Here is an 11,194-nt window from a genome sequence, read left to right as displayed (position 1 = left end):
TCCAGTAGTTTCACGGGCCAGACAATGACTGCAGAAGACCAGGTGACGCAGGCCACCGAGGTAGTGATACCAGACCGCCCAGAGCGATCCGAACATCACCAGATTGCCCACCCACGAGGTGATCCACCACTCGGCGGTCTCGAAGGCTTCGGGCCCCGCGGCAAGCGCGAGCAACCACCAGACCACGAGGAAGGTCGCCACCATCAGGGCGTTCCCGGTGATCCGGATCATCACCGAGGTCACCGCGGTGAGCTGCAAGCGATAATACTGTACGAACATGAAGGGGGAGAGCGGGCGCTCGATCCGTTTAGCTTCGGCCATGGCTAGTCCTTTCGGTTCCCTTATGACGGCGTTCTAGCGGTTTTTTTGCACCCCTGTCACCAGCGTGCAGCGGCAGCAGGCGCGTTTTTTGATCGCTTTGATGAAAAATCCACGTGATCTGTGATCACACGCGAAAAAGTGTGATCACATCTTCTGCGCTAACATCGTGCACGACGATGCAGTCGCAGAATTTGATTCTGTCGGGAACCACAATTCTTCGGTCGGAATGTTACTCGGGGAACCCCAGACGCTTCAGCGCGAGCGCCCCCTGACTCCGGCGCGCCGGGTCATTCGAGTGCAGATCGCGATGAATGCGCGAGACCAATCCGCTGAGCTTGCGATCCTTGGTCAGACGGCTGATGGCGCTGGGAATTTCGCTCGAGGGCATATCAAGTACGTCCCTGGTGCCGTGCGGCAAGGGTGAAGCAGCCATGGTCGTTCCTCCTGGCGGTATCCGAATCTCCTCCCCGCAAGGCGAGTTTAGCGGAGAGGAAACAATCAGGGTAACAAAAGGTTAACCATTTGCTGCGACTTATTGCGGCATGAGCGCCCAATAATCGAGATCGAGCAGAACCTCGGGCTTGTACTTGCCATCTTCGCCGCGCAGTTCGAACGGCGCGCCGCCCTTGGTCGCCACCAGCCGGAGCCGGATCGCGCCGACGCCCGGCGCATCGGTGTCGGCCTTGTCGAGCACCTCGGACCACGCCTTCACGGTATCGCCCGAGAAGCACGGGTTGGCATGCGCCCCACCATTGAGACCGACGATCATCTGCGCGTTGGCGAGCCCGTTGAAGCTCAGCGCGCGGGCCATCGAGATCACGTGCCCGCCATAGATCAGGCGCTGGCCGTCGGGGCGGAAGGTGGCGTCGAAATGCACCTTGGCGGTGTTCTGCCACAGGCGCGTCGCCATCATGTGCTCGGCCTCCTCGATGGTGACGCCATCGACGTGATCGATGGTCTCGCCGACCTCGTAATCGCCCCAGCGATGCGGCTCGCCGGCAAGGGTGAAATCATAGCCCTCGAAGCTCAGCCCCTCGGGGATCACCAGATCCTCGGGCGCCAGCACTTTCTTCAGCTCCGGCAGCACCGTCTCGGGCGCCGGCGCGTCGAGGTCGTTCTTGCGGACCATCACCCAGCGGCAATACTCCATCACGGTCTCGCCGCGCTGGTTCGTGCCGGTGGTCCGCACATAGACCACGCCGGTCTTGCCGTTGGAGTTCTGCTTGAGCCCGATCACCTCCGACGACGAGCGCAGCGTGTCGCCGGCATAGACCGGCGCCAGCCAGCGCCCCTCGGCATAGCCCAGGTTGGCCACCGCGTTGAGCGAGACATCCGGCACGGTCTTGCCGAACACCACGTGAAACGCCGCCAGATCGTCGATCGGCGAGGCCGGCAGGCCGCAGGCCTGAGCGAAGGCGTCGGAGGAGTAGAGCGCGTGCCGGGCGGGGTAGAGCGCATGGTAAAGCGCCCGCTCCCCGCCCGAGACGGTGCGCGGCACCGCGTGCTCGATCACCTGACCGACGCTGTAATCCTCGAAGAACCGTCCCGGATTGGTCTTGGCCATCACTGCTCTCCCAGCTTGGTGTCGGGGGTGTAGGTGCCCTCGACCTCCTTGGTCACCGCCTGACCGCAGCGCATCACGCCGTTGGCGGCGTCGAAGGCATAGGTCGGATCGCCGTGCAGCTCCCAGCCCTTGTTGAGCGCCGCGGTGACCTTGTGACAGAAGGCCGAGGTGTCGTCCTCGGAGAGGAAGCGGTAAAGTTTCATATGTCTTTCCAGTTCATTAACCGAAGGTCGGATAGCCGAGCCAGGTGTGGATGAAGCCGATCACGAAGAGCAGGACGACGCTGATCGCGAGGAACATGGCGTCCTTGCCGATGCTGCCCTTCGCGGGCGGCGTCCAGTCCGGCTCGGCGCGGTTGATCACCACGATCTCGACGATGGCCCAGAGGCCCAGCCCGCCGAACAGCACGAAGGACGGCACGTCTCCGTTCACCAGCAGATGCGCGATCGTCCAGAGCAGGAAGCCCGCCAGCATCGGGTGGCGCATCTTGTACAGCAGCGCGCCCTTCTTGGGGCCCGGCGAGGTCAGGTAGAGCGCGGCCACCATCAGCAGGTTGTTGATGCCCACCGTGGCCGGATGACGCGCCCAGAAGATCGCGCCATCGGCCATGCGGTAGCCGAAGATCATCAGCAGCACCGAGGCGAGCAGCGCCAGCGCGACCGGGCCCTTGCCCTTGTCGCCAAGGGCGGCGCGCTGCGCCGGGGCCAGCCGCTTGAACAGGTGCGCGCCCCACCAGAGCGCGACGCCGAGAATGAGCAGGACCATGGGTGTCTCCTTTGGTCGGGTCTCTTTCCCGTCACCCTGCGATCATTCCGCCATGGCGGCAATGGCTTCCGCCTTGGCCAGCAGCGTCTGGGCGGTGGCGACATGCAGGTTCTCGACGATCTTGCCGTCGACCACCGCAACCCCCTGCCCCTGCTTCTCGGCCTCCTCGAAGGCCTCGATCTGGCGGCGGGCGAGGTCGATCTCGGCTTCGGTCGGCGCAAAGGCGGCGTTGGTCACGGCAACCTGCGCCGGGTGGATCAGGGTCTTGCCGTCGAAGCCCATGTCGCGCCCCTGATCGCATTCCGCCTTCAGCCCCTCGTCATCCTTGAACGCATTATAGACGCCGTCGACGATGACGCAGCCAGTGGCCTTGGCCGCCAGCAGGCACATACCGAGCGAGGCCTGCATCGCCAGACGGTCGGGCCGGAAGCGCGAGTTCAGCTCCTTGGCGAGATCGTTGGTGCCCATGACCATGCCCCAGAGCTGCTCATGCGCGCCGATGGCGGCGGCATTGAGGATGCCGCGCGGCGTCTCCATCATCGCCCATAGCGGCTTGTCGGTTAGCTTGGCCAACGCGTCGAGCTGCTCGGGGCTTTCGACCTTGGGAAGCAGCACCGCGTCGCAATCCATGTCATTGGCCGCCGCAGCGTCCTCGCGGCCCCAGTGGGTGTCGAGCCCGTTGATACGGACGATCTTGGTGCGCTTGCCGTAGCCGCCCTGACGCAGTGCCTGCGCCAGCGTCTCGCGCGCGGCTTCCTTCTCGCCCGGCGAGACCGCGTCCTCCAGATCGAAGATGATGGCGTCGACCGGCAGCGTGCGCGCCTTGTCGAGCGCGCGGTCCTTGGAGCCGGGAATATACAGCACCGAGCGGTAGGGGCGCATCGTGAGGTCCATGAGTCTCCTCCCTCAAGAAGAAATAAAGTTGCGCGAAAATGCTCAGTATTTTGCGAAAAGTGCAAGGGCATTTGCGCCGCAATGCAGAAAAAAGCGCCGCGACCTTGGTGCCGTACGGCGCTCCGATGCCGCTGCGCCGCGTCGTTAACCTTTCCTTGAGCAATGCCCGTCAGCCTTTCCGGCAGGGGCAGAGGCTACGCCGGCAGGGGCGCGCCACGCGTTCGGAGGGACAGGACCCGCATCCGGAAGGGGCAAGGCGATGAGAGTGACGACAGTAATGGCCATCGTGGCCTTGGGGGCGCTGCTTGCGCCGCAGATCCTGCAGGCGCAAATCCCGGCCTGCGCCCCACGCGAGACAGTGCTGCGCAAGCTGGCCGACACCTATGGCGAGACCCGTCAAAGCAGCGGGCTCAACGGCGAGAACGCGCTGGTCGAGGTCTTTGCCTCGGACGAAACCGGCAGCTGGACCATCACCATCACCTCCGGCGCGGGGCTCACCTGCCTGATCGCGAGCGGTCAATCCTTCGAGACTTTGGCCGAACCGCTGCCCTCCTCCGACTCCGACGCATGATCCGCAACGCGCGCGCGGAAGCTGGCGCAAGAATCGTTCAAAACGCGCGCAGTCGCGGCATTCCGACCCCTGATCGCAGCTCGGGCGGCTGAAAACCCGCATTGCGCGCATCTTGGCAGGGCCGCTCTAACCCTTCGATTTTCTTGTCTTTAGCGCAATCAAACGCGCCTCCTCGCGGGCGCGAGCGCGTCATGCTGCCGTGCAGCACCCTTGCGCGTGGCCGGGCAAACCCTTACGCAAACGTCGGAATTCACAAATGGAGCGGAGATAGATCCATGGCCAGACCCAAGATCGCCCTGATCGGCGCGGGACAGATCGGCGGCACCCTCGCCCACCTCGCTGCCCTCAAGGAACTGGGTGACGTTGTTCTCTTCGACATCGCCGAAGGCACCCCCGAGGGCAAGGCGCTCGACATCGCCGAGTCCGGTCCCTCGGAAGGCTTCGACGCCACGCTGAAGGGCACCCAGGACTACGCCGACATCGCCGGCGCCGACGTCTGCATCGTCACCGCCGGCGTGCCGCGCAAGCCGGGCATGAGCCGCGACGACCTGCTGGGCATCAACCTCAAGGTGATGAAGTCGGTCGGCGAAGGCATCCGCGACAACGCGCCCGACGCCTTCGTGATCTGCATCACCAACCCGCTCGACGCGATGGTCTGGGCCCTGCAGAAGTTCTCGGGCCTGCCCGCGAACAAGGTCTGCGGCATGGCCGGCGTGCTCGACAGCGCGCGCTTCCGCCACTTCCTCGCGACCGAGTTCAACGTGTCGATGAAGGACGTGACCGCCTTCGTGCTCGGCGGCCACGGCGACACCATGGTGCCGTCGGTGCGCTACTCGACCGTCGCCGGCGTTCCGCTGCCGGACCTCGTCGAGATGGGCTGGACCACCCAGGAGAAGCTCGACGCCATCGTGCAGCGCACCCGTGACGGCGGCGCCGAGATCGTCGGCCTGCTGAAGACCGGCTCGGCCTTCTACGCACCCGCGACCTCGGCCATCGAGATGGCGGAAGCCTACCTCAAGGACCAGAAGCGCGTCCTGCCCTGCGCCGCCTATTGCGACGGCGACCTCGGCGTCTCCGACATGTATGTCGGCGTGCCCACCGTGATCGGTGCCGGCGGTGTCGAGAAGATCATGAACATCAAGCTCAACAAGGAAGAGCAAGAGATGTTCGACACCTCGGTCAACGCCGTGAAGGGCCTTGTCGAGGCCTGCAAGGGCATCGACGGCTCGCTCGCGTAAGCCTTTTCGCCGGGGCGCGCCTCAGCGCCCCGGCACCCCGCGGATCAGCCCGGCCAGATCCTGCGGCCCCGCATAGCGCTTCGATCCGGCAAAGACCGGCGACCGCGCCAGCCCCTCCCCTTCCAGCAACCGCTTGTAATGGCCCGAGCCATCGGCGTGCTGCCCCCGCTTCGCGATATACTCGATCCCCGCGCGTCCGCGCGTGAAGGGATAGTGCAGAAACGCCGCGATGCTTTCCGAAACCGGAATCTTCGCGTCGAGCCGATGCGCCCCGCCGTTGAAGGCAAAGCCCGTCCGCCAGCGCAGAAGCCCGAGCTTGGTGCAGTTGAGGGTGCCGTGAAACAGCCTTTTGGCCACCTTGCGCGACAGCCGGCTACGACGCGCGTTCACAGCCCGGTCAAAGCCGAAGCGATGCATCGCCACCCAGCGCGAGACCGGCCCGGTGGGGGTGGGCTCGGGGTAGAACAGCCGGTGCCGCGCTCCGCCGATGAAGGCGATCGGCGGCGTCGGAAAGCTGCGCGACGTGGCCCGCGTCACCGGGCGCATGACATAGCCACCGGGAAACGGCGCCGGACCGTCGAACCACGGGAAACTTTCGGCGAGCGAGCGGCCGCTGCCGTCGGGAAAGACGTGATCGCCGAGCGGGCGGTCGTCATACATGTCGATCATCAGCGTCGCGACGGCTTCGGCGCCCTCGGCATCGAGCGCCGCGATATAGCCCTGCAGATCCATCTCGGGCGGCCCGGCAAAGACGAAATGCTCGTCGAGATCCGGCACCAGGCACCAGCGCCCGTCGGCATGGGCGTCGAGCAGTTCCGAGCGCCAGAGCTGCTTGTGCTCGCGATAGGTCGAGCCCTCGACCGGGTGGAACACGGTCACGTCGGGCTGCGCCGCCAGCAGCGCGGCGGTGCCGTCGGTCGAGCGGTCGTCAACGATCAGAAAGCTGACCCTGCCGAGCCCGCGATAGTGCCGCAGGAACTCCGCGAGGATGTTCTCTTCGTTGTGGGCGAGCGCCACCACCGGCACCGCCTCGGGGTCGATCCGGTCCGGTCCGGACCTCTGAAGATAGCTCACCGCCTGCCCTCCGACTGCTTTCCCCTTCGTTATCGGCGACGGCCAGACGCGGCAATCGCAAAGCCCGCATGGCCGGAATCACGTGATTCTAAGCGGGAACGCTAACACGGCGGAGCTTCGCCGAGATTTGTGATCACGCCTCCAAAAGCTGTGATCACAAACGGCAAAAATTGCTCGCAATTCGCCCCATCGCGCAATATTTCGATTAACGCGCGCCGATATGCATGGCTATACCGGCAGGGAAATCGCAGCAAGACGGGAAGATTCTTTCATGAACATCCATGAATATCAGGCGAAGGCGCTTCTGCGCGACTATGGCTGCCCGGTCTCCGACGGCCGTATCGTGCTGACGGCCAACGACGCCAAGACCGCCGCAGGCGAGCTCGACGGCCCGCTCTGGGTCGTGAAGGCGCAGATCCACGCAGGTGGTCGCGGCAAGGGCTCCTTCAAGGAACACGAAGCCGGTGAAAAGGGCGGTGTCCGCCTCGCCAAGTCGGTGGAAGAAGCCGCCGACGAAGCCAACCGGATGCTCGGCCACACGCTGGTGACCCACCAGACCGGCCCGGCAGGCAAGCAGGTCAACCGCATCTACATCGAGGACGGCTCGGACATCACCTCCGAATTCTACCTCGCGCTGCTGGTCGACCGCGTCACCTCGCGCGTCTCGATCGTTTGCTCGACCGAAGGCGGCATGGACATCGAGGAGGTCGCAGCCTCGACCCCCGAGAAGATCCTCTCCTTCTCGATCGACCCGGCCGTCGGCTACCAGGGCTTCCACGGCCGCCGCGTCGCTTTTGCCCTCGGCCTCGAAGGCAAGGCGGTGCGCCAGTGCTCGAACCTGCTCGGCAATCTCTACCGCATGTTCACCGAGAAGGACATGGAGATGCTGGAGATCAACCCGCTGATCCTGACCACCTCCGGTGAGATCAAGTGCCTCGACTGCAAGGCGGGCTTCGACTCCAACGCGCTCTACCGTCACCCCGACATCGTCGGCCTGCGGGACGAGACCGAGGAAGACCCGAAGGAACTCGCGGCCTCGCAGCACGACCTGAACTACATCGCGCTCGACGGCGAGATCGGCTGCATGGTGAACGGCGCAGGCCTGGCCATGGCGACCATGGACATCATCAAGCTCTACGGCGGCGAGCCGGCCAACTTCCTCGACGTGGGTGGCGGCGCGACCAAGGAGAAGGTGACCGAGGCGTTCAAGATCATCACCTCTGACGACAACGTCAAAGGCATCCTCGTGAACATCTTCGGCGGCATCATGCGCTGCGACGTCATCGCCGAGGGCGTGATCGCCGCGGTTAAGGAAGTCGGCCTGCAAGTTCCGCTGGTGGTTCGCCTCGAGGGTACCAACGTGGAGCTCGGCAAGAAGATCATCAACGAGTCCGGTCTCGACGTGATCGCCGCCGACAACCTGTCCGACGGTGCCGAGAAGATCGTGAAGGCGGTCAAGGGCTGAGCCTGATGCGGTCGATGCAGCATATCACGCTTTTCGCGGAACACTCCGCGGGCCTGGCGGGTTGCCTCCCGAAAGGAGAGTCCCGTCATGTCGATCAAGCTGCCCGGCCGCACCAACCTGCCCACCCTGTCCAACAAGGCGCTTCCCGCCAGTCGCGACCGGCTGATGCCGGTGGCCTATGCCGGCGGTCTGCTGGCGATCGGCGCGGCGCTGTTGATTGCCAAACCTCGCCTCGGACACGTGCCGCCGCCCAATCGCATGGGCGACGGTCCGCGTCGCAGCCGTCTGCGCCGTGCGGCGCAGCGCGGTCGGGACGGGGTGCAGGCCTTCGCGCCCACCAACGTGACGGACTCGCTCGGTCGCTCGCTGATCCTCGGGGGCGTCGCGCTCCTGCTGGCACGGGTGCTGGACGAGGTCGCGGGGCACGACGGGCAGTAACGCCTTACCTTCTCACGTCTGAGCATTCCGGACAGTGCGCGCCGCAGGGCTGCGCGCTGTCTTGTCGTGTCATCGGCCCGCGTCTCGCGGCGCCGTCTCAAAACATGCGCCGCGCGCACGCGGCCCAATAAGGAGAACGCCACCAATGGCAGTCCTCGTCGACGAAAACACCAAAGTCATCTGTCAGGGCTTCACCGGCTCGCAGGGCACCTTCCACTCCGAGCAGGCCATCGCCTACGGCACCAAGATGGTCGGCGGCGTGACCCCCGGCAAGGGCGGTCAGGAGCACCTCGGCCTGCCGGTCTTCAACTCGGTCCACGAAGCCGTGCACAAGACCGAGGCCAACGCCTCGGTGATCTACGTGCCGCCGCCCTTCGCCGCCGACTCCATCCTCGAGGCGATCGACGCCGAGGTCGAGCTGATCATCTGCATCACCGAGGGCATCCCGGTCCTCGACATGATGAAGGTGAAGCGCGCGCTGGTCGACAGCAAGTGCCGCCTGATCGGCCCGAACTGCCCCGGCGTCATCACCCCCGACGCCTGCAAGATCGGCATCATGCCGGGCCACATCCACAAGCGTGGCAAGGTCGGCGTCGTGTCGCGCTCGGGCACCCTCACCTACGAGGCGGTCAAGCAGACCACCGATCTCGGCCTCGGCCAGTCCTCGGCCGTGGGCATCGGCGGCGACCCGATCAAGGGCACCGAACACATCGACGTGCTCGACATGTTCCTGGACGATCCGGAAACCGAATCCATCATCATGATCGGTGAGATCGGTGGCTCGGCCGAAGAGGAAGCCGCAGAGTTCCTCAAGGAGCAGAAGAAGAAAGGCCGCTGGAAGCCGACCGCTGGCTTCATCGCCGGCCGCACCGCCCCTCCGGGCCGCCGCATGGGCCACGCCGGCGCCATCGTCGCCGGTGGCAAGGGCGACGCCGAGTCCAAGATCGAGGCCATGAAGTCGGCCGGCATCGTGGTCGCGGACAGCCCCGCCACCCTCGGCGAGGCCGTGCTCAAGGCAATGGAAGCCTGAGGGAAATCTTCGCCCCGGGCTTGCGCTCGGGGCGACCGGCACAAATGTCGGTCATCACCATCACGCGGTCCGGGTCAATCCCGGGACGCGTTATTGAAAAGCCAACGCGATTGGCTGAGCATCACGACAGGCGCCGGGCGGTCCGGCCTCTTTCCTGCTGCTACAGCGATCGGTCAGAAAGGAAGACGCGCGATGACGGATCAAAGTCCCAACGACCAGTTCCACGCCTCCAGCTTCATGCAGGGCGCGAACGCGGAGTACCTCGAGCAGATGTACGCCCGCTACGCCAACGACCCCGGCGCGGTGGATGCCGCCTGGGCGGAGTTCTTCAGCGCCCTGGGCGATGACGAGACCAGCGTGAAGGCCGAGGCACAGGGCGCCTCCTGGCACCGTGCCGACTGGCCGCCGACCCCGGATGACGACATCACCGCCGCGCTGACCGGCGAATGGCCGATGCCGATGGTCCCCGCCGAAGCCAAGGGCGCCGGCAAGAAGATCGCCGAGAAGGCCTCGTCGAAGGGCGTCAGCCTGACCGACGATCAGGTCAAGCGCGCCGTGCTCGACTCGATCCGCGCGCTGATGATCATCCGCGCCCACCGCATCCGCGGCCACCTCGCCGCCGATCTCGATCCGCTGGGCCTGCACGGCCGCGAGCCGCATCCCGAGCTCGACCCCAAGGCCTACGGTTTCACCGAGGCCGACATGGACCGGCCGATCTTCATCGACAACGTGCTGGGCCTGCAGATCGCCTCGCTGCGCGAGATCATGGGCGTGCTCAAGCGCACCTATTGCGGCACCTTCGCGCTGCAATACATGCACATCTCCGACCCGGAGCAGTCGTCCTGGCTCAAGGAGCGCATCGAGGGCTACGGCAAGGAAGTGAAGTTCACCCGTGAAGGGCGCCGCGCCATCCTCAACAAGATGGTCGAGGCGGAGGGCTTCGAGAAGTTCCTGCACGTCAAGTACATGGGCACCAAGCGCTTCGGCCTCGACGGCGGCGAAAGCCTGATCCCGGCGATGGAGCAGATCATCAAGCGCGGCGGCAACCTTGGCATCAAGGAAGTCGTGGTCGGCATGCCCCACCGTGGCCGCCTTTCGGTGCTCGCCAACGTGATGAACAAGCCCTACCGCGCGATCTTCAACGAATTCCAGGGCGGCAGTTTCAAGCCCGAGGATGTCGACGGATCGGGCGACGTGAAATACCACCTCGGCGCCTCGTCAGACCGCGAGTTCGACGGCAATGAAGTGCACCTGTCGCTGACCGCCAACCCCTCGCACCTCGAGGCGGTGAACCCGGTGGTTCTGGGCAAGGTCCGCGCCAAGCAGGACCAGCTCGGCGATGTCGAGCGCACCCAGGTTCTGCCGGTGCTGCTGCACGGCGACGCGGCCTTCGCCGGCCAGGGCGTCGTGGCCGAATGCTTCGCGCTCTCGGGCCTGCGCGGTCACCGCACCGGCGGCACCATCCACATCGTGGTGAACAACCAGATCGGCTTCACCACCGCGCCGCATTTCTCGCGCTCCTCGCCCTACCCCACCGACAACGCGCTGGTGGTCGAGGCGCCGATCTTCCACGTCAACGGCGATGACCCGGAAGCCGTGGTGCACGCCGCCAAGGTGGCCACCGAGTTCCGCCAGAAGTTCGGCAAGGACGTGGTCATCGACATGTTCTGCTACCGCCGGTTCGGTCACAACGAGGGCGACGAGCCCATGTTCACCAACCCGGTGATGTACAAGCAGATCAAGAAGCAGAAGACCACGCTGACGCTCTACACCGAGCGGCTGGTCAAGGATGGCCTGATCCCCGAGGGCGAGATCGAGGACATGAAGGCCGCCT

13 protein-coding genes are annotated in these 11,194 nt (G+C 65.3%); 6 read left to right on the top strand and 7 right to left on the bottom strand.

Annotation, left to right across the window (positions count from 1 at the left end; translation table 11 throughout):
• From sdhC to AC6RA4_RS09850, 6 genes are all read right to left on the bottom strand, one after another.
• A partial coding sequence (gene sdhC, locus AC6RA4_RS09875; protein WP_500159842.1) for a succinate dehydrogenase, cytochrome b556 subunit occupies nucleotides 1-321 on the bottom strand: 321 nt, incomplete at its 3' end.
• 229 nt (nucleotides 322-550) lie between these two features.
• Nucleotides 551-754 (bottom strand): hypothetical protein, encoded by a 204-nt coding sequence (locus AC6RA4_RS09870; protein WP_500159840.1) that lies wholly within the window; start codon nucleotides 752-754, stop codon nucleotides 551-553.
• A gap of 99 nt (nucleotides 755-853) precedes the next feature.
• Nucleotides 854-1,885, bottom strand: a complete 1,032-nt coding sequence (locus tag AC6RA4_RS09865; protein ID WP_500159838.1) for a MaoC family dehydratase — start codon at nucleotides 1,883-1,885, stop codon at nucleotides 854-856.
• Nucleotides 1,885-2,088 (bottom strand): DUF1737 domain-containing protein, encoded by a 204-nt coding sequence (locus tag AC6RA4_RS09860; RefSeq protein ID WP_222602784.1) that lies wholly within the window; start codon nucleotides 2,086-2,088, stop codon nucleotides 1,885-1,887. The genes AC6RA4_RS09865 and AC6RA4_RS09860 overlap by 1 nt, the downstream gene beginning before the upstream one ends.
• Nucleotides 2,089-2,104: 16 nt before the next feature.
• On the bottom strand, nucleotides 2,105-2,650 hold the full coding sequence (locus AC6RA4_RS09855; RefSeq protein WP_500159835.1) for an NnrU family protein: 546 nt from the start codon (nucleotides 2,648-2,650) through the stop codon (nucleotides 2,105-2,107).
• 42 nt (nucleotides 2,651-2,692) lie between these two features.
• Nucleotides 2,693-3,544, bottom strand: coding sequence for an HpcH/HpaI aldolase/citrate lyase family protein (locus tag AC6RA4_RS09850; RefSeq protein ID WP_500159833.1), 852 nt, complete (start codon nucleotides 3,542-3,544; stop codon nucleotides 2,693-2,695).
• Between the two features lie 259 nt (nucleotides 3,545-3,803).
• On the opposite strand from AC6RA4_RS09850, the gene AC6RA4_RS09845 reads away from it, so the two are divergent.
• A complete protein-coding gene (locus AC6RA4_RS09845) occupies nucleotides 3,804-4,115 on the top strand; it encodes a hypothetical protein (RefSeq protein WP_500159831.1) in 312 nt (103 codons plus the stop codon).
• Nucleotides 4,116-4,390: 275 nt separating this feature from the next.
• The gene (mdh, locus tag AC6RA4_RS09840; protein ID WP_222602780.1) at nucleotides 4,391-5,353 is read left to right on the top strand and encodes a malate dehydrogenase; all 963 of its coding nucleotides are present in this window, start codon (nucleotides 4,391-4,393) and stop codon (nucleotides 5,351-5,353) included.
• 21 nt (nucleotides 5,354-5,374) lie between these two features.
• Here the strand turns inward: mdh and AC6RA4_RS09835 are convergent, their stop codons facing one another.
• Complete coding sequence (locus tag AC6RA4_RS09835; RefSeq protein WP_500159828.1) at nucleotides 5,375-6,427, bottom strand: glycosyltransferase family 2 protein; 1,053 nt, start codon at nucleotides 6,425-6,427, stop codon at nucleotides 5,375-5,377.
• Between the two features lie 271 nt (nucleotides 6,428-6,698).
• Between AC6RA4_RS09835 and sucC the strand changes: the two genes are divergently transcribed.
• The 4 genes from sucC to AC6RA4_RS09815 all read left to right on the top strand — a co-directional run.
• Complete coding sequence (gene sucC / locus AC6RA4_RS09830) at nucleotides 6,699-7,892, top strand: ADP-forming succinate--CoA ligase subunit beta (protein WP_500159826.1); 1,194 nt, start codon at nucleotides 6,699-6,701, stop codon at nucleotides 7,890-7,892.
• A gap of 87 nt (nucleotides 7,893-7,979) precedes the next feature.
• A complete protein-coding gene (locus tag AC6RA4_RS09825) occupies nucleotides 7,980-8,330 on the top strand; it encodes a hypothetical protein (protein WP_222602778.1) in 351 nt (116 codons plus the stop codon).
• Nucleotides 8,331-8,475: 145 nt separating this feature from the next.
• Nucleotides 8,476-9,360: a succinate--CoA ligase subunit alpha gene (gene sucD / locus AC6RA4_RS09820; protein WP_500159824.1), complete on the top strand. Its 885-nt coding sequence runs from the start codon at nucleotides 8,476-8,478 to the stop codon at nucleotides 9,358-9,360.
• Between the two features lie 192 nt (nucleotides 9,361-9,552).
• On the top strand, nucleotides 9,553-11,194 hold a 1,642-nt coding region (locus tag AC6RA4_RS09815; RefSeq protein ID WP_500159822.1), incomplete at its 3' end, for a thiamine pyrophosphate-dependent enzyme.

It is taken from the genome of Salipiger sp., assembly GCF_059781815.1.
The sequence above is the reverse complement of the archived record's forward strand: the minus strand, read 5'-3'. Positions and strand labels throughout refer to the sequence as shown.

Excerpts from the sequence above, each read along its gene's own strand:
- AC6RA4_RS09870 (WP_500159840.1), bottom strand. The coding sequence starts at position 754 with ATGGCTGCTTCACCCTTGCCGCACGGCACCAGGGACGTACTTGATATG.
- AC6RA4_RS09865 (WP_500159838.1), bottom strand. The coding sequence starts at position 1,885 with ATGGCCAAGACCAATCCGGGACGGTTCTTCGAGGATTACAGCGTCGGT.
- AC6RA4_RS09860 (WP_222602784.1), bottom strand. The coding sequence starts at position 2,088 with ATGAAACTTTACCGCTTCCTCTCCGAGGACGACACCTCGGCCTTCTGT.
- AC6RA4_RS09855 (WP_500159835.1), bottom strand. The coding sequence starts at position 2,650 with ATGGTCCTGCTCATTCTCGGCGTCGCGCTCTGGTGGGGCGCGCACCTG.
- AC6RA4_RS09850 (WP_500159833.1), bottom strand. The coding sequence starts at position 3,544 with ATGGACCTCACGATGCGCCCCTACCGCTCGGTGCTGTATATTCCCGGC.
- AC6RA4_RS09845 (WP_500159831.1), top strand. The coding sequence starts at position 3,804 with ATGAGAGTGACGACAGTAATGGCCATCGTGGCCTTGGGGGCGCTGCTT.
- mdh (WP_222602780.1), top strand. The coding sequence starts at position 4,391 with ATGGCCAGACCCAAGATCGCCCTGATCGGCGCGGGACAGATCGGCGGC.
- sucC (WP_500159826.1), top strand. The coding sequence starts at position 6,699 with ATGAACATCCATGAATATCAGGCGAAGGCGCTTCTGCGCGACTATGGC.
- AC6RA4_RS09825 (WP_222602778.1), top strand. The coding sequence starts at position 7,980 with ATGTCGATCAAGCTGCCCGGCCGCACCAACCTGCCCACCCTGTCCAAC.
- sucD (WP_500159824.1), top strand. The coding sequence starts at position 8,476 with ATGGCAGTCCTCGTCGACGAAAACACCAAAGTCATCTGTCAGGGCTTC.